At 62.4% G+C, this 21305-nt stretch carries 20 protein-coding genes; 9 read left to right on the top strand and 11 right to left on the bottom strand.

The window, feature by feature from the left end; translation table 11 throughout:
* The first annotated feature begins 10 nt into the window (after positions 1-10).
* The 3 genes from LC531_RS03840 (at position 11) to LC531_RS03830 (ending at position 3838) form a co-directional block, all read left to right on the top strand.
* Positions 11-1003 carry a hypothetical protein gene (locus tag LC531_RS03840; RefSeq protein ID WP_223649004.1) on the top strand — a complete coding sequence of 331 codons (993 nt, stop codon included), beginning with the start codon at positions 11-13 and terminating at the stop codon, positions 1001-1003.
* Between the two features lie 133 nt (positions 1004-1136).
* Positions 1137-2915 carry an OmpA family protein gene (locus LC531_RS03835; protein WP_223649003.1) on the top strand — a complete coding sequence of 593 codons (1779 nt, stop codon included), beginning with the start codon at positions 1137-1139 and terminating at the stop codon, positions 2913-2915.
* 149 nt (positions 2916-3064) lie between these two features.
* Positions 3065-3838 carry an ABC transporter permease gene (locus LC531_RS03830; RefSeq protein WP_223649002.1) on the top strand — a complete coding sequence of 258 codons (774 nt, stop codon included), beginning with the start codon at positions 3065-3067 and terminating at the stop codon, positions 3836-3838.
* Positions 3839-3908: 70 nt separating this feature from the next.
* Here LC531_RS03830 and LC531_RS03825 read toward each other — a convergent pair whose 3' ends face one another.
* Complete coding sequence (locus LC531_RS03825) at positions 3909-4508, bottom strand: transposase (RefSeq protein ID WP_223649001.1); 600 nt, start codon at positions 4506-4508, stop codon at positions 3909-3911.
* Positions 4509-4610: 102 nt separating this feature from the next.
* Between LC531_RS03825 and LC531_RS03820 the strand changes: the two genes are divergently transcribed.
* On the top strand, positions 4611-5444 hold the full coding sequence (locus tag LC531_RS03820) for an ATP-binding cassette domain-containing protein (RefSeq protein WP_223649000.1): 834 nt from the start codon (positions 4611-4613) through the stop codon (positions 5442-5444).
* A 23-nt stretch (positions 5445-5467) separates the two neighbouring features.
* Here LC531_RS03820 and LC531_RS03815 read toward each other — a convergent pair whose 3' ends face one another.
* The 5 genes from LC531_RS03815 to LC531_RS03795 all read right to left on the bottom strand — a co-directional run bounded on the left by LC531_RS03815 (position 5468) and on the right by LC531_RS03795 (position 8985).
* Positions 5468-6043 carry a papain-like cysteine protease family protein gene (locus tag LC531_RS03815; RefSeq protein WP_223648999.1) on the bottom strand — a complete coding sequence of 192 codons (576 nt, stop codon included), beginning with the start codon at positions 6041-6043 and terminating at the stop codon, positions 5468-5470.
* Between the two features lie 566 nt (positions 6044-6609).
* Complete coding sequence (locus LC531_RS03810; RefSeq protein ID WP_223648998.1) at positions 6610-7059, bottom strand: GNAT family N-acetyltransferase; 450 nt, start codon at positions 7057-7059, stop codon at positions 6610-6612.
* A 53-nt stretch (positions 7060-7112) separates the two neighbouring features.
* Complete coding sequence (locus LC531_RS03805) at positions 7113-7721, bottom strand: hypothetical protein (RefSeq protein WP_223648997.1); 609 nt, start codon at positions 7719-7721, stop codon at positions 7113-7115.
* Entirely contained in the window at positions 7696-8163 is a 468-nt protein-coding gene (locus LC531_RS03800; RefSeq protein WP_418886494.1) for an AAA family ATPase, read from the bottom strand. The genes LC531_RS03805 and LC531_RS03800 overlap by 26 nt, the downstream gene beginning before the upstream one ends.
* A 168-nt stretch (positions 8164-8331) precedes the next feature.
* On the bottom strand, positions 8332-8985 hold the full coding sequence (locus LC531_RS03795) for an AAA family ATPase (protein WP_223648996.1): 654 nt from the start codon (positions 8983-8985) through the stop codon (positions 8332-8334).
* 49 nt (positions 8986-9034) lie between these two features.
* Between LC531_RS03795 and LC531_RS03790 the strand changes: the two genes are divergently transcribed.
* A complete protein-coding gene (locus LC531_RS03790) occupies positions 9035-10390 on the top strand; it encodes a sigma-54-dependent transcriptional regulator (protein WP_223648995.1) in 1356 nt (451 codons plus the stop codon).
* 31 nt (positions 10391-10421) lie between these two features.
* Here the strand turns inward: LC531_RS03790 and LC531_RS03785 are convergent, their stop codons facing one another.
* The gene (locus LC531_RS03785; protein WP_223648994.1) at positions 10422-12410 is read right to left on the bottom strand and encodes a glycoside hydrolase; all 1989 of its coding nucleotides are present in this window, start codon (positions 12408-12410) and stop codon (positions 10422-10424) included.
* 241 nt (positions 12411-12651) lie between these two features.
* On the opposite strand from LC531_RS03785, the gene LC531_RS03780 reads away from it, so the two are divergent.
* Positions 12652-14133: a sensor histidine kinase gene (locus tag LC531_RS03780; RefSeq protein WP_223648993.1), complete on the top strand. Its 1482-nt coding sequence runs from the start codon at positions 12652-12654 to the stop codon at positions 14131-14133.
* Between the two features lie 84 nt (positions 14134-14217).
* On the opposite strand, the gene LC531_RS03775 is transcribed toward LC531_RS03780, so the two are convergent.
* Positions 14218-14652: a hypothetical protein gene (locus LC531_RS03775; RefSeq protein ID WP_223648992.1), complete on the bottom strand. Its 435-nt coding sequence runs from the start codon at positions 14650-14652 to the stop codon at positions 14218-14220.
* A gap of 214 nt (positions 14653-14866) precedes the next feature.
* Between LC531_RS03775 and pulA the strand changes: the two genes are divergently transcribed.
* Positions 14867-16909 (top strand): type I pullulanase, encoded by a 2043-nt coding sequence (gene pulA, locus LC531_RS03770; protein ID WP_223648991.1) that lies wholly within the window; start codon positions 14867-14869, stop codon positions 16907-16909.
* 135 nt (positions 16910-17044) lie between these two features.
* Here the strand turns inward: pulA and LC531_RS03765 are convergent, their stop codons facing one another.
* The 3 genes from LC531_RS03765 to LC531_RS03755 form a co-directional block, all read right to left on the bottom strand.
* Positions 17045-17602: a c-type cytochrome gene (locus LC531_RS03765; RefSeq protein ID WP_223648990.1), complete on the bottom strand. Its 558-nt coding sequence runs from the start codon at positions 17600-17602 to the stop codon at positions 17045-17047.
* Between the two features lie 118 nt (positions 17603-17720).
* On the bottom strand, positions 17721-18773 hold the full coding sequence (locus tag LC531_RS03760) for a glycosyltransferase (protein WP_223648989.1): 1053 nt from the start codon (positions 18771-18773) through the stop codon (positions 17721-17723).
* A gap of 182 nt (positions 18774-18955) precedes the next feature.
* Entirely contained in the window at positions 18956-20014 is a 1059-nt protein-coding gene (locus LC531_RS03755; protein ID WP_223648988.1) for a lysylphosphatidylglycerol synthase transmembrane domain-containing protein, read from the bottom strand.
* On the opposite strand from LC531_RS03755, the gene ruvC reads away from it, so the two are divergent.
* Both ruvC and LC531_RS03745 read left to right on the top strand, forming a co-directional pair.
* The gene (ruvC, locus tag LC531_RS03750) at positions 19976-20626 is read left to right on the top strand and encodes a crossover junction endodeoxyribonuclease RuvC (RefSeq protein ID WP_223648987.1); all 651 of its coding nucleotides are present in this window, start codon (positions 19976-19978) and stop codon (positions 20624-20626) included. The two genes, LC531_RS03755 and ruvC, sit on opposite strands and share 39 nt — an antisense overlap.
* Positions 20627-20794: 168 nt before the next feature.
* Positions 20795-21280 (top strand): carboxypeptidase-like regulatory domain-containing protein, encoded by a 486-nt coding sequence (locus LC531_RS03745; RefSeq protein ID WP_223648986.1) that lies wholly within the window; start codon positions 20795-20797, stop codon positions 21278-21280.
* Positions 21281-21305: the final 25 nt, after the last annotated feature.

Raw genomic sequence — 21305 nt, 5'->3', positions numbered from 1 at the left:
TTTCTGAGCCATGAAAACCTTGCTTTCTTCTGACATCAGCCCTACCCTGCCCAAGTGGCAGCAGCCCGAAAAGGTGGCCGGCTGGGTAGTGCTGGCCGCCGGGGCCGGGGCCGGCGTGTACTACTGGGGCCAAATCGTGCCCTACCTCGTGGATATCGTATTCAATAGCGTGAAGCTGGGCATCGGGCTGGGGGCGCTGTTCGTGCTGTTTTTGCTGGTCACGAACAAGCGGATTCAAACTGGCCTCTGGTATGCCGGGCAGCGGATTTTGCGCACGCTGGCGGGCATTTTCGTCAACACCGACCCCATCGGCATCATGGAGGACTACATCTCGAACACCGAAAAGGAGGCCCGCCAGATGGAGGGCGAAATCGGCCACATTGAGGGTGCCCACGAGCTGGTGAAGCGCAAGCTGGCCGCCAACGACGCCCAGATGAAGGAGTACCTGGCCCTGGCCGACTCGGCCACCCGCCAAAACGAGAAGGACGCCGCCGAAGCCTACGCCAGCCGCGCCGCCCAGATTCTGGACTACAACCAGCGCCTGCAACCCATGGCCACTACCACGGCCAACGTGAGTGTGGTGATGCGCCAGATTCTAAAAGCCGCCCTACGCCAGATTGACGGTAGCAAATTCAAAGTCGGCCTTTTGAAAGACGAATACGAGCTCGTGAAACGCACCAGTTCGGGCATGCGCGCCGCCATGAACATCCTGCGCGGCGACCCTGACAAGAAGTATTTCTTCGACCTGGCCACCGACCGCGTGGCCCAGGACATGGCCCAGCAGCTCGGCCAAATCAAGCAGGCGATGCGCTACTCGCAGGAGTTCGTGAAGGAGATGGACATCCAGAACGGCGTGATGAGCGAGAAGGGCCAGCGCCTGCTGGACCGCTACCAGAAGGGCGACTTCAACGCCTTGCTTACCAATGACAAAACCCCGGTTGCTACGTCAGTAGCCGCCACTAAAAAACGCTCCGATGATGCCTATTCTAGCCTGCTTGATTAGTGGCTGCCTGGCGCTGCTGCTCTGCGCCGTGCTACTGTAGCGCGGACTCTGTGAGTCCGCGCGTGGCCCGGCCTACCCCCTATTTTTTTAACAACTACTTCACTCGCGGACTCGCAGAGTCCACGCTACTTCTATGACAACTCGTGGTAAAATTGTACTCGGCGCCATCGTTTTTGCGCTGCTGTACTTTGGCATCAATAAGCTGATTGCCAGCAATAAAATCTTCCAGAAAGCCGATACGCAGTCGGTGCTGCTCAGCTCGATTGAGCTGCCGGCCGCGCCGAGTGGCAGCCGCGCCACGCTGGTGGTGCCGCTGGCCCCGCTGCCCGGCACCGCCCCGGCCGAAAACGGCACGCCGGTGGTGTGGGAAGTGATGGCCTGGAACTCCCAGATGGCCGGGATGCTCGCCAACGGCGGCCCCCGCACCACCATGGGCTCGGCCCTGGCTGCCAACAAGATAGACATGCAGATAACCCGCCAAGACGACGTGTCGAAAATGCAGGCTGACCTGGTGAAAAACGCCCTCGACCTGCAAGCCAACCCGGAAACGCCGGGCCTGATTGTGAGCATCATGGGGGATGGCCTACCCGCCTTCTCGGCCGTGCAGAGCCAGTTGGAAAAGGCCGGCACCAGCCTGCAAATTATCCCGTACTCGGTGGGCAAATCCTTCGGCGAAGACAAGCTGATGGGGCCGAAAGAGTGGCTCGATAACCCCAAGGCGGCGCTGGGCAAAACCGTGGCCTGCTACCTGCGCGACGGTGACCAGAACATTGCTCTGAAATGGTGCGCTGATAACGGCCTGAAAGTGAACCCCGACGAAACGACCTACGACCCCGAAGCCGTGAACTTCATGTCGGCCAGCGACTTTCTGGTGGCCGCCGAGAAGTACATCGTGGGAAAGCCTGAGTCGCGCACCAAAGTGGTGAGCGGCCACAGCACCGGCGTAAAAGTGGACGTAGTGGCCGACGCCGTAGCCACCTGGACGCCCGGCGACGTGAATATCGCCAAGCAGAAAGGCGGCCTGGTCAACATCGTGAGCACCAAGGACTACTCGAACCAGATGCCCAACATCATGGTGACCACCAAGCGCTGGTACGCCGCCCACCAGCCGGCGGTGCTGAATTTGATGACCGGCTTCGCCGTGGCCGGCGACCAAGTGAAAAGCCACCCCGAAGCCCTGACCCGCGCCGCCGACATCTCGGCCCAGGTCTACGGTGACCACGACAAGCCCGGTGCCTACTGGCTGAAGTACTACAAGGGCACCAGCGAGGCCGACCGCACCGGCCAGGTGGTGGAATTGGGGGGTAGCAAAGCCTTCAATTTCAACGACAACCTAACCTTGTTTGGGCTGGACAACGGCGGCACCAACATCTACGCCGCCGTGTACAAGACTTTCGGCGACGTGCAAAGCAAGCTCTACCCCAAGGAGTTACCCAGCTACGTACCGCTGGCCAACATGCTCGACCTGAGCCTGCTGCGCAAGCTGCAAGCCCAGTACAAGGGCAAGAACCTGGCCCCGGCCGAAACCCCGCGCTTCGCGGCCGACGATGAAATCCGCCGCAGCGTGAGCAAGCGGGCCTGGAACATCGAGTTCAATACCAGCCAGAGCACCTTCACCCCTGCCGCCCAGCGCGAGCTAAGCCAGCTCTTCAACGACCTCGTGGTGGCCGGCCGCCTCAAAGTGGCCGTGCACGGCTACACCGATAACACCGGCAACGCCACTGCCAACCAGCAGCTGAGCGAAGCCCGCGCCGAAGCCGTGGCCCACTGGCTGGAAGCCAAAAGCGCCAGCGCCTTCCCCCAGGGCAGGGTGCAGGTGTACGCCCACGGTGCCGCCGAGCCGGTAGCCACCAACGCTACGGAAGCCGGCAAGGCGCTGAACCGCCGCGTGGAGGTGGTGCTGGGGAATTAGAATCTTGGTTTTGAATGACAAATAAGAACGTCATGCTGAGCCTGTCGAAGCATCTCGCGTGGGGTAGTAATCATTGCCATTCCAACGATTCGAGCGAGATACTTCACTGCGTTCAGCATGACGTTCTTTTTCAACCCACTACTCTCCCCATGAGCCCCCTTTTCACTCCCAACGCCCACCCACGCCGCGCCACGCTGGCCGCACTCGTGGCCGGCCAGGTGCTGGCACTGCTGGCGCTGTGGCTTTTCTACCCCCTTCAACTTTTCCCTAGTCTGGGGGAGGTGTTCCGCGCCCTCGGCGACCTTATTACTACCCAAGGCTTACTGCCCGAGCTGTGGGCCAGCCTGCTCACGGCGTTGCAGGCGCTGGGCATTGCGACGGTTTTGGCGCTGTTTATTTCGTATCTCACGGCCCTACCCTTCTTCCGGCCGCTGGCCTTCGCGGCCTCCAAGCTGCGCTACCTCACCCTCACGGGGCTCACGTTTTTTATGGCGCTGCTGCTCAGCTCGGGGCACCAGGTGAAGCTTTCGGTGCTGGTGTTCGGGGCCACGGTGTATCTGGTGACGGGCATGACGCGCGTCATCCTCAGCACCACCCAGGAGGAGCTGGACCACGCCCGCACCCTGGGCCTGGGCGAGTGGGGCAGCTTCTGGGAAGTAGTGGTGCACGGCAAGCTCGCTGATATGCTCGAAGTAGTCCGCCAGAATTTCGCCATCATCTGGACGCTGATAACGCTGGTGGAGACGCTGTACCAGTCGGAAGGCGGCATCGGGCTTTTGCTTTACAAGCAAAACCGCTACCTGCATTTGGATGGGGTAGTGGCGATTCAGCTGGTAATTCTGGCCGTGGGTGTGGCGCAGGACTATGGCTTCGAGGCGCTGCGGAAGGTATTTTTCCCTTACGCGGGGCTGGGAGCGATGTAGCGTGGACTCTGCGAGTCCGCGCGTGGTGTCATTGCACAACGTTCCTACGCGCGGACTCGCAGAGTCCACGCTACATCGGGGCCAAGTAGGTGTGCGGCCACTGCTGCCAATCAGCCGCCAGACCAGCTTTCACCGGGTTTTCCAATACATACGCGATAATGCGCGCCAACTCTCCCTGGCGAACTACGTGGTCATAACTCTCAGCTTGCCAAAAAGCTCCACTACGCAACAGCAGCTTATTAGCCTGCGTAGCAGTGTAGCCTTTCAGGCGCTGAAGTGTCTTTAGCAAAGGGGGTGCCTCAACCGGCAGTGACACAACGAGATGCACATGATTGGGCATTAAACAATAGCACAGCAAATCATAGCTTTTACCATCGAAATAATGTAGTGCTTGTGCTACCAGGCCAGCCACTTCGGGCTGCTCCAGCCATGTTGGCCCGTAGTCGGCCTTGGCTAACTGCGCATCAAACCGCCCGAAATAACGCTTTTGCTCTGTATAACGCTGCTCTGAGTTCAACTCCAGGCGGTTGCGTTTTAGCTCGTCTTCCTCGCGCCATTGATTTATCACTTGCTGAGGTAAGGAGCCAGCCAGCCGGAAAGTGAGAAAAATAGTCTCGCCCGGCGGCAAGCGATGCGGCAAACGACGCTCATAATTAATCAAATCGGGCACGCCCGCAAAGTACGCCGTAGTGTGGACTCTGCGAGTCCGCGCGTGGTGTCATTGCACAACGTTTCCACGCGCGGACTCGCAGAGTCCACGCTACCCCCTACCATGACCGCCCTACCCCACTCCTACAAAGACCCGCTGCTTACGCTGCAAGACGTGTCCATGCAATTTGGCAGCGAGGTTATCCTGCGTGACCTTAATGTACAGGTGCTCGACGTGATTCGGCCCGGCATCAACCAGGGGCAGGTGGTGGGCATTTACGGGCGCTCGGGCGTGGGCAAGTCGGTGCTGTGCCGGCTGCTGGCGGGGCTGGCGGCCCCCAGCACCGGCACCGTGCGGGTGGGCGAGGCCCAGCAGCCGGTGCGGGCCGGCGCGGTGGGCTACGTGCAGCAGCGCTACCCCCTCTTCAACCACCTGACCCTGCTGGATAACCTGCTGCTGGCCGCCCGCCGCCAGCACGACCCGGCCGAGGCGAAAGCCCGCACCGATGCTTACCTAAGCCGTTTTGGGCTGGCGGCGCACGCCCGCAAGTACCCGGCCCACCTCTCGGGCGGGCAGCGGCAGCGGGCGGCTATTGCGCAGCAATTGCTGTGCTCCGAGCATTTAATTTTGCTTGATGAGCCGTTTTCGGGCCTCGATGTGGCGATGATTGACGAGGTGAAAAAGCTCATTGTGGAGGTCACGACGCTGCACGAGCTGAACACCGTGCTCATCGTTTCGCACGACATCATGACCACCACCGCCCTTGCCGACCAGCTCTGGCTGCTGGCCCCCGAGCGCGACCCCGCCACCGGCCAGCTGCTGCCGGGTGCCACCATCAGCCCCCGCCACCAGTACAACCTGGCCCAGCGCGGCCTGGCCTGGCACCCCGACGTGGAGGCCGAGCCCGAGTTCACGCAGTTTGTGGCCGAGCTGAAGCAGGAAATCCGGGCGCTATAATTCCCTACCCCCCTGCCGGGCGGCTACGTGCCGCTGGGCAGGTACAGCACCCGCCACGCGCCGTAGTCAGCGAGGCCCAGGTTGCCGAAGCTGGCCGCAAAATCGGCGAACGACTGGGTGTAGGCCAGCCCGTTGTTGGGCGGGTTGAAGTCAATCGGGTCGTTGTCGAAAGCTGTATTCAGGTCCCAGGGATTCAGGATATTAACCGTGGTGCCATCGGGGGTGAGGTCGCCCTCGATGCCCTTCACCACGATGGCGTGCGAGGGCGCGCCCACCACAGTTATCCACAGCGGGCCGTATTGGCTCAGCCAGTCGGCCCACTGCTGGGGCTCGGGGTAGAGGCTGGCGTTGCTGGGCAGAGCAATATCCTGAAAGCCAAAATGGTCCTTCACGGCTTCGAGCATGTCCCAGCCGTAGGAGGTGCGCAGGCTGCGGCCCACTTCCTGGGCCAGCGCCTCGGGCACCACGGACTGCTGGCGCTGGTAGCTGACGAGCATGGCCATCGAGCCGGCCCAGCAGCTGAGCTTATCGGGCTGAGGCTCCAGAGATACATCGTAGGAAGTGCTGACCGAAGTGGCCGGGTTGTCATCAACTGGCATGGCGGGGGTAGGAAATTAGTTGAAAATCAGGGGATAAGATTGCGAAAGGGGGCCACCCGACCGCCGCACCGCCCCCGCACAGCACGCCGGCCCCGCCTTGCGGATGTGCGATTGAAAGGGGCACTTCGACTCACTGCCCGCAGGTTGGTGGGGTTGACGGGGAATTACAGTAAGTTCATCAACGTGGAATGACAGGTGGAAAAAGGGAAACACACTGCCAGCCCGCAGCAACGCCCTATTTTGCGTCGCTACTAGCCAGGCGAAGACCTGCAATTTGCTTTAGCCAAGTGGGGCGGGCCGACGGCACGCGCTGCCAGTGGCCACCTTGGGCCGGTCTTGTTAGTTTGTTCCCTACCCCCTCTCGCGCTTCGTACCTATCCCTGGCTGGCACTCAGCGCCAGCCCACCGCTCTCCTCCCGTGCACAGCGGCGTATGCCTGGCGTGCCCTTGCTACCATTACCTTATTGCTATCCCTTCAATTCTCGTTTAGTAGCGGGGCAAAGGTATCCGGGCCTTCCCCGCCCGGCATCAGTGCTACCACTGAAAGTTGGAGTCGGCGCGCCTCCCTACCCCCGCACCATGTGCAGATGCGGAATCCCGTCTTCCAGATACCCCGCGCCTTCCGCCGCGAAGCCAAAGCGCTCATAAAACGCCCGCAGGTACTGCTGCGCCCCAATCTGGATGGGTTGCACCCCAAACCGCGCCTCGCACTCCCCAATGGCCTGGCGCAGCAGCTCGCGGCCCAGGCCGGCGCGCCGGTAGCGCGGGGCAGTCACGACCCGCCCAATGCTGACCTGCGCGTAGCTGCGCCCGGCCCCGAATAGCCGGGCGTAGGCCGCCAGCTCGCCCGCCGCGGTGTGGCCCAGCAGGTGGTAGGCGGCCTGGTCGTGCCCGTCCATATCCTGAAACGGGCAGTTTTGCTCCACCACGAACACCTCGCTCCGCAAGCGCAGCAGCGCGTAGAGTTCGGCCAGGGTCAGGGCCTCAAAGGGTTTAGTGGTCCAGTGCAGGGTCATGGAGTCGCGAAAGCTTAGTTTATGAAAGGGAGTAAGACCAAGGTTCGGGGGAGCTAGGCGAGGTCGCGTACCTGCCAGTCGGGAGGCAGGCGGTTGGTGAGATTGTACAGCTTGAATGGCAGACCCCACTGTTCCAATTTAGCTGTCAATCGTTGGTCGAGCGTGGTTTTGCGTTGCTGCCTAACCACGCGGCGTAACGTCCGCTTGCTGCCTACATCGGGCACTGGCAATTGCGGTGGTTCAACTAGAAATAAAATAACCTCAATAGCAGGCTGCCTGCTCAGGCAAGCCAACGGCCGCAACGAGTCATGGCCTAACCGCTCGGCCAAGGTTAGGCCCGCCAAGGTGCCAATGGTTTTGCGTAACACTGCTTTGTAAAGCTTGTCATGCCGTTTGCTTGTACTCTTCGCTGGGTTACGCTTGCGCTCATCTTTGATTTCGATGAATTGCAGTTGTTCAATTTCAGTAGGCAAGCGGCACACAATATCCATTCCCTGAACACGCTGCACACCCCCTTTTTCAATCACTTGCCGGTAAAAACTCGCTGCTGCATTCGCGGCTAAATTTTCCTGTTGGTCATACTTAACTACTTGCCAATTTGGATGGAAATCAAAGGCGAGTCCCTCACCGGTTTCCTTATTCTTCTCCTCTATTGTCGGCATGAAACTGTCTGTCTTCTCGGGCGAAAATCTCCTCTAAATCGTCGGCCTGTTCTAATTCAACTTCCAGTGCTACCACATCTGGCAAATACTCGAAATTATCCGTTGTGACTACGGTGGTAGCCTCCCCTTGGCGAGCATTCAACCCAAAATACTTTATCGGTAGCGCCTTGGCATCTTTCTGCCGCGATAGGATATGAAATGCTTTGAGCAAACTCATGCTGTGCGTGGCCAGGATTATTTGGAATCCCTGGCGGGCAAGTTCGGCTAAAATGGCGGCAAGTTTTCGGAGAAGCGCGGGATTTAAGTTGGCTTCGGGCTCATCCCAGAAAAGAGTAGTTTCAGGGGTCAGTTTACCATTAGCCAGCAGTTGAGAAAGTATAGCAAATTTACGAATTCCCTCAGCAACTAAATTCATTTCTATTGAAGTACCCTCTTTAGGTATGAGGTAGAAGCGTTCACCTGATTGCTCTATCGTACCGCCTAGTAAGTACCCGTTGGTAAATAACTTATGTTAAAGGAGGTGGTCATGCTGAGCTTGTCGAAGCATCTCTACCGCGTAACTAACTGCAAACGTTGGGGTTACTTACGCGATAGAGATGCTTCGACAAGCTCAGCATGACTTTCTTTTATCATAAACTAATTCGTGCCAGGTACTTAAATCTTCTAATTTAACCAAAGACTCTGCGGCAGCTTTTTTAGGCTGTTTTAGCGCGAGCGGTTTTAGCGAGGATAGTAAATTCAGATAAGTAATATCTATTGGCAATTTATATCGCTCATCTAGTCTGCTAATCCAAGCTAGCGTCAGCACTTCTTTAGCTGGAATAAATAAAGGGTTTTCTACTTCGTCCGGTTTAGGTTGGTTACCTATTGATTGTACTTGAACAACTTGTAGCGAACTATCCTGAAAAGGAAGAACGACACTCATTTGCAACTGATTTATGTTGCTAAATTCAGCAATTATAGATGTTACTTTCTGCGCCTCCCACCTACTAAGTTTGCCCAGTTCATTACGCTCCGGCTGAAAAACACCTTTTAAATTTTCAGATAAATAAGTGCGAAAGTTTTGTGTACTCCAATCAAGCTCAAAAGCATCAACTTTACCTTTCGAGAGATTAGCGAGTGTTTCGAGCATCGCATATCCCACCTTCAACACATGGCTCTTCCCGGTCCCATTATTCCCAACCAGCACATTCAGCCCCGGCCCAAACTCAAAGTCGGCATCGGCGAAAACGGTGAAATTCTGGAGGTGGAGGCGCTTTAGCATATTTCAAAACTACGTACTTGCGGCCTGATTCGGCCATCCCTACCCCCCTATGCCCACCGGAACCCTGCTCCTCATCGACGACGAAGCGCGCTTGCGCCAGCTGCTGGCCCAAGTGCTGGAGCTGGAAGGCTACACCGTGCTGCAAGCGCCCGACGCCTACCGGGGTCTGGCCCTGCTAAGTCAGCACGCGGCCGAGGTGCTGGTGGTGCTCAGCGATGTGAAGCTGCCCGACGGCCACGGCGTGGAGCTGCTGCCCCGCTACCGCGCTGCCGCGCCGCTGGCCGAAGTGGTGCTGCTCACGGCCTTCGGCACCATCCCCGACGGGGTGAAGGCCATGAAGCTGGGGGCGTTTGACTACCTCACCAAGGGCGATTTTGAGCAGCAGCTGGTGGTGGTGGTGGAGCGCGCCGCCGAAAAGGCCCGCCTCCAGCGCCGGGTGGCCGAGCTGGAAAAGCGGGTGGGCCAGCGCCACAGCTTCGAGAGCATGATTGGGGAGGCGCCGGCCCTGCGCCGCGCCCAGCACCTGGCCCGGCAGGTGGCGCCCACCGATAGCACCGTGCTGCTCGAAGGCCCCACCGGCGCGGGTAAGGAGCTATTTGCCCAAGCGTTGCACGAGGCCAGCGCCCGCAAAAGCAAGCCCTTTGTGGCCGTCAATTGCAGCGCTTTCCCCAGAGATTTGCTGGAAAGCGAGCTGTTTGGCTATAAAAAAGGGGCCTTCACGGGGGCGCTTACTGACAAGAAAGGCTTACTGGAAGAAGCCAGCGGCGGCACCTTATTTCTGGATGAAATCGGCGAGTTGGAGCTGAATGTGCAGGCTAAGTTTCTGCGCGTCTTGGAGATGCAGCAATTCACCAAGCTTGGCGACACCAAGCCCACGAGCGTGAACGTGCGGCTGGTGGCGGCCACTAATCGCAACCTCAAGCTGGAGGCGGCCGAGGGGCGCTTCCGGCCCGATTTGTACTACCGGCTCTCGGTGTTTACCATCCTGGTGCCCTCGCTGAAAGAGCGGGCGACGGACGTGCCGCTGCTGGCCGATTTTTTCCTGCGGCACTTCGCCGTTCGGCTGGCTAAGCGCTTGCCCGGCCTCGCGCCCGAGGCCGGAGCCGCGCTGCAAGCCTACCCCTGGCCGGGCAATGTGCGCGAGCTGAAGAACGTGCTGGAGCGCGCCGCCATCCTGGCCCCGGCTGGCGAGCTGGTGAGCCTGGATTATCTGCCCGAAGAATTCCAAAGCGGGGCACGTCCGGTTTTTGCCGCCGACGATGACAGCCTGCGCGCGTTGGAAGCCAAGCATATCAAGCGCCTCATGGAGGAGCTAGCCGGCAGCAAGCCCGAAGTAGCCCGGCGGCTGGGCATCGGGCTCACGACGCTCTACCGGAAGCTCCAGGAGTACGGGTTGGAGGACTGACCGGGGCCGCCCGGCGCAGGTCATCCCTACCCTACCGGCTCTCCAGGGTCACGTAGCTGCCCGCGTCTACCGTGAAGTGCGCCGTGCCTTTTGCCACCGTCAGGCGCGGGCCTTCCTGCACTGCCCGCGTTTTATCGGTGACGTACACGCGCAGGGTTTTCACGGTGGCGGGCAGGCCGGTGAGCGTGACGGGCCGGGTCGCGCCGTTGTTGACGAGGTGCAGGGCGTAGAGGCCCTTGGCTTGGTTGCCGAGGGCGGCGCAGGCGAAATTGGGCCGGTCGGCGGCCAGGGGCAGGGCGGCCAGGTCGGGGGGCGTATTAGCCAGCTGCTGAAGATTATAGAAGCGCTGGGTGGGGTGCAGCGGCGCGGGATTGCCGTAGATGCCGCCGCCGGCCAGGGGCGAATAATCAGAGGTGAGCTGCCATTGCAGAATGCTCAGCGGCTGGCACTGGGCCAGCAGGCGGGTGTAGAGGGTGATTTCCTGGAGGGCGTAGCTGGGCTCCTCAAAAATGGCGGGGTAGCCCCAGGCCTGCGCGTCGATGCTGCCCTCGCCCACCAGCAGGGGCAAGTTGATTTCGCGGGCGGCGGCGGCCCACTTGGCCAGGGTGGCATCGTCGCAGCCGCGCCACGAGTGGAAGGATACCGCCCCGATGTAGGGCCGCGCCGCCGGGTCGCGCAGGGCGGGGTAGATAAAGTCGTAGGTAGTCGCATCCGAGTTATCGCCCAGCAGCAGCTTAGTTTTCAGGCCCCTGCTTACGAAATACGCCCCCAATCCTTTGATAAGCTCGTCGTGCTCCGGGCCGGTTTGCCGGATGTTGATGCCCAGGTCCGACTCGTTGAATGAGAACATGGTCGCCTCTACCCCATACTTTTCCTTTAGGTAAACGAGATAGTCGGCAATGGACTTGTAGCTGGCCTGCATAGTATTCTTATCCAAGGGGTTGCCCCAGATGCCATCCGGCCCCGGCCCACCACCCCGAATGCGCGGCCCCACAATGGCCCACTGCGGCGCCGACCACGCCGTGACGATAACCGGGATGCCTTTCTTGCTCAGGCGCTGGGCCATTTCCATCGATTCGCGCACGTGCGGGTGCAGCTGGCCCTGGTTGGCGGCGGCGGTGGGGTCTTGGGCCAGGTCGGGCTGCCAGAGCTGCCAGGGCATCTCGACGCGGCCCCAGGCCAGGCGCAGGTGTTGCAGGCAGTAGTCGATTACCTGCGGGTCGCCCTTGGGGTTTTGCAGCCGAAAATTGCCGCCGAAGCCCGCGAATGGCCGGCCCGGCCGCGCCGGGTTCAGCGTGAGGTGGATGGGCGCGCGGTCAATCGGCCCGCTGCCGCTGAGGGTAAAGGCCAGGTGCGCCACCTGGCCCTTGGCCAGCGCGCCCAGCTGAATGGGCACGTAGAGGCGGCACGGGCCCGTCTCCCTACCCCCCTCCGGGCGGCGCAAGAGCACTTGGGTGGGCTCGGCAAAGGCCAGCTCCACCTGGTAGGTGCCAGCCACCACGCGCACTCGGCGGGCGGGCACCTGCGTTTTGGCTGCGGGGGTAGCCAGCGGCTGCTCGGCCAGCACCCGGCCCGTGGCGTCGAGCAGCTGCACGGTGGCTTGCGCGTAGGGAACGGGGGGTAGGGCCAAGCTGAAAAACGCGCCCTGCATGTCGGTAGCCGCCAGGGCGGTGGCGTCGATGGCCACGGTGGCCCGGCCGGGGCCTTGGTCTTCCACTGTTTCGACCAAGGCCAGGCTGTCGAGGCGAGTCGTGATGAACTGCTGGTTACCCTGGCGGACGTAGCGCGGGCGCTGCCGCTCCTGGGCGGTGGCCACCACACTGGCCCAGCCCGGCCGCACCAGCTGCAGGCTGGTCGCAAACTCCAGCACTTGCCCGCTCACGCGCAGGCCGTTGATATTGCCCCAGGGGGTGACTTCGGCCTGGCCAAAAGCCGGCTGCCCGCCCAGGGCCAGGGCCAGCACGCCCGCGGCCCAGGCCGCCAGGCGGTAGTTCGGGGCGGAAAAAAGAGCGGTTTTCACGGGCAAGGCCAACGGGCGGAAAGGTGGGAAAAGGCGATGGACAATGCTACTGCGGGATTTTTGGCGGCAGTAATAGTATTGCTGCGTTGTTTTGCCGAATAGCGCGCCCTGTAATTCGTTTGCCGCGCTGGCTATCTATGCAGCGGTTTAGCTAGGCAGCCGTCCAATGCAGCATGACGTTCCTTCGACTTCTCTGATAGCCTGTGTATCTCGTAGCTGCTGCCACTATTCACCCCGCACCATGTCCTTAAAAATTCAAATTCGCCTGGGCGTTTTCCTCATGCTGGGGCTGCTGCTGGGGTTGGGCGGTTACGTCATTCTCGCCATTCACCGGCTCGAAACGGAGGCACCCGGCGTGCAGCAGCCTAATGCGCTGGCGGCCCAGCGGGCGGTGTATTTATTCTTGGTAATCAGCGTTTTGTTGGGTATCGTATTGATGGTGCGGCTGCCGCGCCTCGTGACGCGCCCCCTCACTCGCCTCACCGCCGATGTAGAGCGCGTGGCTGCGCCCGGCCCCGTGACGCGCGTGGCCGTGACGCGCAACAACGAGGTGGGTTCGGTGGCGGCGGCCGTGAACCGGGTGCTGCGTCAGGCCGAAGACGAGCGCCGCACTACCCTGGCCGAATTAATTACGCAGCGCAACCGCACCGATAGCCTCGTGCGCGGCCTCGACGAGGGCTTGCTACTCATTGACCACCAAGGTATTATTGCCCTGGCCAACCCCGTGGCCTGCCTGCTGCTGGGCCAGCCCGCCAAGGAATTACTCGACCAGCCGGCCGCCGCCGTGGCCCAGCACAACGAGATGCTGCGCGAGTGGCTGCGCGCCCTCGACGCGCCCGCCGCTAGCCCTACCCCCCCCGATACGGCCGACGCCGGCCGGCCGGCGGGCCCGGTATTCACAGTGCGGCCGCACGGCGAAAACCTGCATTACCAGCTCACAATGAGTGAGGTGACAGAGCTGAACGAGGAGCTGCAAAAGGCGGTGCCGGCGGGCCACGTCTTTTGCCTGCGCGACGTGTCGGCCTTCAAGAACCTCGACCAGGTGAAGTCGGAGTTTCTAGCCACCATTTCGCACGAGCTGAAAACGCCGCTGGCCAGCATCAACCTGAGCCTGATGCTGATGCAGGACGAGCGCCTCGACGCGGCGCGGCGGCTGGAAATAGCGGGCGGCATCCGGGGCGAAACCCAGCGGCTGCTGGGCATGGTGGGCCAACTCATTGAAGTATCGCGGCTCGACGCGGGCAAGGAAATTCGCCTCAACCTGGCCCCCGTGCCGCTGCCCGAGGTGGTGCGCTACGCCACCGACATCGTGCGCGCCCAGCTCACCGATAAGGACTTGCGCCTGGTGGTGCACCTGGCCGAGCCCCTACCCCCCGCCCAGGCCGACGTGGAGAAAACCACCTGGGTATTAATCAACTTGCTCTCCAATGCCATCCGCTACTCGCCGCACGGCGCGGCGCTCACCATCCGGGCGGTGCCGTGGGGCGAGATGGTGCAGCTGAGCGTGGAGGACGAGGGGCCGGGCATTGCGAAGGAGTTTCACCAGCGCATTTTCCAGCGGTTTGGGGGGGTAGTGGGGCCAGCGGGGCAGGCGCGCGGCAGCTCGGGGCTGGGGCTGAGTATTTCGCGGGAATTTATCACGGCGCAGGGCGGGCAGCTGTGGGTGGAGAGCCAGCCGGGCGCGGGCAGCTGCTTCACGTTTACGCTGCCAGCGGCGGGGTAATAACGAGCGTCAGAGAATAAAAGAACGTCATGTCTCACTGCGTTCGACATGACGTTCTTTTTTATTCAACGACATTCTTTGCCGTTACGCCACGGCACGGCCTATATGGCAAAGCTGGCACTGCGTGAGCCAGGCCGTGAGCGGCCCTTCTTCGGCGAAGAAAGCAACTTGATTGTTGCTGGCTGCGGGGCCGCCCATCTCGGCCAATAGCTTGGGTGAGAGCAGATACCCCAGGCACACGGGGCCAGACAGGCGCTGGGCGGCGCGGACCAGAAACTCAGTGGTGAGCCAGTGACGGTCGGCGGCGTCGGGGGCGTTGCGGCTGCGCAAATCGACTTGCCAGAACGGGCAGTTTACCTGGCGCGCCAGCTGCAGCGTGGCGCGGTAGCCCTGCCGCAGCTCGGCCGCCGATACCGGCCGGCGCCAGCGCGCCACCAGCAGCTGCAAGTCGGGGCGGTAGCGCAGCTCCAGAAAATCGGCTTCTGGGCGGAGGGGGGTAGGCGGGGGCACGGTGGTCATGGCAAAAAGGAATTGGTAACCAACGGGAGGATGCTCGTTTCGACAGCGAAGGTTGTCAGTAGTTTAGCCGGCAAGGCGCTTTGTTCGGCCGGCGGCGGGGCTTTCTAGACCAATGGGCCGTTATCGTCGGGTGGCGTTGGCTCGGGCTGATTCCGGAAGCTGAAGCCAGCGTGAGTTAATCGTAATACCAGCCGGACACGCTTATTTTACCTTCATGATTCGTCGCCTTTTGCCCCTGCTTTGCGTGTTTTCCAGTATCATCCCGGCTGCGTTGGCCCAGACTAAAACCAAGGCCGCAGCTACCGAGCAAGGGGCCGATGCCGACCGCTACCCCCTCAGCCAGTACCCCTTCTACCAAGGACCCGATTTGGGGCTGACGTTTGACCACGACGGCCAGGGCACGCTGCGGGTGTGGGCGCCCACCGCCGGGGCACTGCGCCTGCGCCAGTACGCGGCTGGCGCGGGCGGCGCGGCCACCGCCACCCACGCCATGCAGCGCGGCCCCAGCGGCACCTGGATGCTAGTGCTGCCGGCCGGCACCACCGGCTTCTACACCGTGCAGGCCACCATTGGGGGCCGCGAAATGGCCGAAGTGGCCGACCCCTACGTGCGCGCCGTGGGCGTGAATGGCCGCCGCGGCGCCTGGCTCGACCCGGCCACCGCCGCGCCCGCCGGCTGGGCCGACGACCGCCGCCCGCGCCTACCCCACCCCACTGACATCATGGTGGGCGAGGTGAGCGTGCGCGATGTATCGAGCGACCCGCAGTCGGGGATTCAGCACAAAGGCAAATTTCTGGGCCTGACCGAAACCGGCACTGCCGGCCCGCAGGGCGTGAGCACGGGCTTGCAGCACATTCAGGAGCTGGGTGTGACGCACGTGCACTTACTGCCGGTCAATGATTTCGCGGCGATTGACGAATCCCTACCCCCCTCCCCGGCGCGGTACAGCTGGGGCTACGACCCGCTGAATTATTTCGTGCCCGAGGGCTCATATGCCACCGATGCGCTGGACCCGGCGGTGCGCATTCGGGAGTTTCGGCAGCTGGTGCAGGCGCTGCACCAGCACCGGCTGGGCGTGGTGGCCGATGTGGTATTCAACCACGTGGCCGACGCGGGCAGCAGCGCGTTTGAGCAGCTGGTGCCGGGCTATTATTTTCGGCACAATGCCGACGGCTCACTCTCCAACGCCACCGCCTGCGGCAACGAAGTGGCCTCGGAGCGCCCGATGGTGCGCAAGCTCATCGTGGACTGCGTGAGCCACTGGGCCCGCGCCTACCACGTCGATGGCTTCCGGTTCGACCTCATGGGCGTGCTGGATATCGAGACGATGCGGGCCGTGCGCGTGGCCCTCGACCAGCAAGACCACGGCATTTTTGTGTACGGCGAAGGCTGGGCGGCCGGCCCCAGCCCGCTGCCCGAGAGCCAGCGCGCCGTGAAGGCCAACATGCCCCGCCTGGCCCGCATCGCGGCCTTCGGCGATGAGCTGCGCGATGGCGTGAAGGGCCACTACGCCCACCAGGCCGAGGCCGGCTTCGTGGGCGGCCAGCCGGGCCTGGAGGAGAGCGTGAAATTCGGCATTGTGGCCGCTACTCAGCATCCGCAAATTGAGTATCAAAAAGTCAATTACAGCCAAGCGCCCTGGGCCAGCCAGTCCGGCCAGGCCCTCAACTACGTGGCCTGCCACGACGACCGCACGCTGTGGGACAAGCTGCGCATCGCCAACCCCACGGCCAGCGAGGACGAGCTGATTAAGATGGATGCGCTCTGCAACACCATCGTATTCACGTCGCAGGGCGTGCCGTTTTTACCGATTGGCGACGACTTTCTGCGCACCAAAAAAGGCTCATCTAACTCCTACAACCTGCCCGATAGCATCAACCAGCTCGACTGGGGCCGCAAGGCGAAGTACCAGGCCGTGGCCGCGTTCTACCGCCAGCTGCTGGCGCTGCGCCGGGCGCACCCGGCCTTCCGCCTGCCCACCCAGGAATTGATTGCCCAGCACCTCGAATTTCTGCCCGGCCTACCCCCCGGCACCATCGGCTACCAGCTGAAAGACCACGCCGGCGGCGACGTGTGGCAGACCATCACCGTCTTGTTCAACGGCGGGCGCCAGCCGGCGACCGTGTCCGTGCCATCCGGCAGCTACAAGGTGGTGCTGCGCGGATTGGAAATCAAGCAGAGCGGGCTGGAAACGCTACGCGCCGAGGCGGGCGGTGTGGCCGTGCCGGGCTACTCGGTGCTGGTGCTGGTGCAGTAGCCTCTGGTAGGATATTTTTTACTTCCGGAAAAATATCCTACCAGTGTGGTAGGATATTTTTCCGGAAGTAAAAAATATCCTACCAGGAATAATTTAGCAGGCGGCTCCCGTGCCGGCGGTATTTGCGGGGCGACCTTATCTCGCGTAGGGGCTTGAGCAGCTCACCGTAACTACTGCGCCGGCCGAATTTGCCTGGCTTTCCTGCCACTCTACCCAAGCAAGTATGCCGGCTATTTCCTTGGTCGAAAGATTTGGGAAAGAAGGCATTTGTTGCTGGCCGTTATCATCGTAGAGTTTCAAGGCGTATTCATCGCCGCTGGCAATGACTTTGGCCGAATTGTGGACCCAGGAAACTAGCCACGGCAGCCGGCGACGCTTGGTGATGCCGGCCAGCGCCGGGCCCACTACTTTGTCATTGACGGCGTGGCATTGGGCACAATTGTTTTTGAAAAGCGCGTCGCCAGTCACAATGGCTTCTCCATTTGGAAAAGAAACGGGGGGTAGGGGCCGCGATTCAGCGCTGGCAATTATTCTTGAACTTTCACCCAGACTATCAACGGGCATACCAGCGGTTACCTCTGTTGCTGGCCCCACGCTCACTAATCCCGCCGCGCTCAACGCCAAAAAACCTATCAACAATACAATCAGACCCATTCCGAGGGGTAGGGCGAAGGCAGCCGGGTTGGTTCGCATGGCAGCGAAGAAGTTAGGTGAGCGCAAAGGTCCTGACTAAAAACCGCTCAAGCCAGCTTTTGCTTGCTGGAAAGCTTATTTTTTCAGTAAATATTCATGCATTAACAACGCCTGCATTTTACCGCACCTGCCGGCCCTTCCAAGCGTAGCGGCCGCGCCGGGCGGCCAGGCCCACGGCCAGCGCGTAGGGCGCATACAGCAGCTGCAAAGGCAGCAGCCAGGCCAGCCAGCGGCGGCGCTTTAATAGGGTCAAAAACGGCCATAGCAGCCAGGCATCGGCACTCAGCTTAAGGGCCCAGGCGGCCCCTACCCAGGGCCACAGCGCCGGCCGGACCAGGGCCAGCCCGAGGCCGGCGGCCAGGCTCAGGTTAGTGCCCAGCACCAGCAGCGCCAGCTGGCGCGGGGCGGCGGTGCGGTAGTGCGGGTACTTGCTGGCCCAGCGCACGCGCTGCCGCAGCAGCGCCCGCAGCGTGGCCGGCGCGGGCGTGTCTACCACGGCCTCGGGCGCGGCCAGGAAGCGGATGCCGGCGGGGTGGCGCTGGTGCATTTTGTGGAGCAGAAACTCGTCGTCGCCGCTCGCAATTCCCTGGTTATCGAGGTAGCCGCCCACTACGCGGAAGGTGCTGCGCCGGAAGGCCAGGTTAGCACCATTGCACATGGTGGGCCGGCCCCGCCCGATGCAGCCTGCCCCTACCCCTCCCAACCCGGCAAACTCCAGCCCCAGCAGCCCATCGAACCACGCCCCGCCCGGCGTGAGCCGCACCGGCCCGCTCACGAAGTGCAGCGCTGGCTGGGCCCGCAGCAGGTCGGCGTAGGCCCGGAGCCAGCCGGGGCCGGGGCGGCAGTCGGCATCGGTGCAGACGACCCAAGGGGCACGGGCCTGCGCCTCGGCGGCGGTGAGGGCGGCTTTCTTGCCAGTATGGCCGGGGGATAGGGCGATGAGCCGCAGGGCAAATGGGGCACTTTTGGTGGCAGCCCGCACCAGCGCGGCGGTGCCGTCGGCCGAGTGGTCATCGGCAATCAGCACCTCGAAAGAACGAGGGGGTAGGGATTGATTTCGCAGGGCTTGCAGCAGGTGTGGCAGGGCGGCGGCCTCGTCGCGGGCGGCGATAAGGACGGAGAAGAGGGGGTAGCCCTCCGCGTTCGCCTCACCCCCTAGCCCCCTCTCCAAAAGAGAGGGGGGACTAGCTTTTAATTCTAGTGTAGAGCTAAAAGCTAGTCCCCCCTCTTTTTTGGAGAGGGAGCTAGGGGGTGAGGTTTCGTTGGGGGATGAGATGCCCCCGCGCAGCCACGCCCACACCCCCGCATACAGCGCCGGCCCCAGCAGCAGCGCCACTCCTAATAGCCGCTCCATCACCGGGCGCGGCGCTCGCGCAGCACCCGCAGGCCGGGCAGCAGCAGCAGCCCGAACGCACTGGGCAGCGCGATATTTATCACCCACAGACTCAGGCTGGCACTGAGCACGGGCAGCGCCGGCTGGCCCAGCAGCCCGAAGAGGTGCGTGGCCGACAGCTCGCGCACGCCCACATCGGCCAAGGCGTTGAGCGAGGGCACCAGCGACTTGAACAGGAACGTGCCGGCCACGGCGGCCACCGCTGGTCCCAGCGGCCCGCGCACCCCGTAGGCAGTCAGCAGCAGCAAAAACTGTCCGCAAAACACCGCGTAGCGCAGCCCCGAAATGCCCAGTACCGCGTGCAGTTCAGTAGTTGAGTAGGTGGGCATCACGGCCAGGTAGCGCCGGAAGCGCCGTAGCGGCCGCACCAGCGCCAGCGCCGCCAGCAGCAGCCGCGAGCGGTAGAGCGGCAGCAGGGTAAGCGCCCCGCCCAGGCTGGCCGCCAGCCCTACCCCCACCTGCGCGGCCGGGTAGCCCACGAGGTAAAATTTCAGCAAAAAGTATAGCAGGCCCGCCCCGCCCGCCAGCAGCGTGGCCACCAGCTGCGCGTAGCGGCCCAAAAATACGGCACCCACGGCATCGAGGCGCTGGCGCGAGTGCAGCTCCAGGATGCGGGCGGCGTAGTCGCCCACGCGGTTGGGGGTGGCAAAGCCCAGCGTGAGGCCCAGCACCACCGCCCGCAGGCTGCGCCCGAAGGAGTGACCGGGCTCCAGGTGCTGCGCCAGGCGCTGCCATTTCCAGGCCTCCAGGCCCCAGTTGAGGGGCACCAGGGCCAGGGCCAGCAGCACCGGCCCGCGGCCCGCGCCGCCGAGCGTGGTGGCCAGCAGGTGCCGCCAGGCGGCGGCCGTGTCGGGCGCGGCAAATACCGAGTGGTAGAGCAGGCCCAGCGTGAGCAGCGTGACGCCGATTTTGGCCAGCGTGACCCAGCGCGGGCCCCGGCGGGGCCGGCCGGAGGGCGCGGGGGCGTAACTTTGGAGAACATGGCCGTTTCCCGCACTTTGCCCCCTACCCCCCTCCAACGGCTGCCCCCGGCCGAGAAGGTCATCATGGGCATCGACCCCGGCACCCAGATTATGGGCTACGCCGTCATTGAGGTGCGCGGGCAGCACGTGAAGGTGCTGCAATACGACGTCATTAATATGAAGGCTCTGGGTACGAATCACGCCGTAAAGCTAAAGCGGATTTTCACCCGCATGCTGGAGCTGATTGACGAGTTTCTGCCCGATGAGCTGGCCATCGAAGCGCCGTTCTACGGCGTCAATGTGCAGAGTATGCTCAAGCTGGGCCGGGCGCAGGGGGTAGCGATTGCCGCCGCGTTATCGCGCGATATTCCGTTTGTGGAGTACGCGCCCACTAAGGTCAAGCAGGCCGTCACGGGCTCGGGCGCGGCCGATAAGGAGCAGGTGGCCCGCATGCTGCGCCAAACCCTGGAGCTGCCGCCCATTGAAGAAGCCCCCAAGTTTTTGGACGCTACCGATGCGCTGGCCGTGGCCCTGTGCCACCACTACCAGCAGGGCAACAACGTGAAGGCCGGTGCCAAAAGCTGGGGCAAGTTCTTGGAGGATAACCCCGCCAGGGCCCTGGCCACCACCGGCGCCCCGCGCAAGCCCACTCCTCGCCGGGCCAGCTAGCAGAATATTAGTCGAGCAAGCCCATCAATTGGGACAGGAAATTCTTGTATTCACACAATAAATTAGCGGAGCGTACCAGGCCGCTTTACTTTTGTTGTAGATACATTAATCAGCCTTTCGCGCCAGCTGGCTTACCAGCAGCGCCCTCCGCTTCTTCTTCTTATTTTTATGTTTCCTTCCTATTTTTTCCGTGCGGTAGTGGTAGCCTTGCTACTGGCCGTGGCCGGGCCAGGCCGAGTGTTCGCGTTTTCGGACCCCACAACCACCTACCCGCCCATTAAGAAAGCAACTTCCGTTGCCAGCCGCGAGGCGGTGCCCCAGACGCCGGTAGGCACGGCCGCCGTAGCTACTGTGCCTACTGCGGCCATCGTCAGGACGCTGGCTACGCCGGACACGAGTGCCGCCGCCCCGCAGCTGATACAGCTGCGCGGAGTGGTGCTGAACCCCGACGGCCGGCCCTGCGCCGGGGCCAGCGTATTTCCGGCGGGAGCCCCCCGGCAGCTGGTTGTAACCGATGCGCAGGGCAGCTTTGTGCTGCCGGTGCCGGCTGGCACCGCCCTGGCACTACAAGTGGAGTATTTTGGCGTAGGTAGCAGCCGCGTGGCCGTCAGCACCCCTTCGGCTGAGCCCCTGCGCATTACGCTCGGCAACTAGCCATAAGTCAATTTTTCGTTAGGCC

The organism is Hymenobacter psoromatis (assembly GCF_020012125.1).
GTDB lineage: Bacteria > Bacteroidota > Bacteroidia > Cytophagales > Hymenobacteraceae > Hymenobacter > Hymenobacter psoromatis.
Note: the sequence above shows the minus strand (reverse complement) of the source record. Positions and strands in the feature narration are given on the sequence as shown.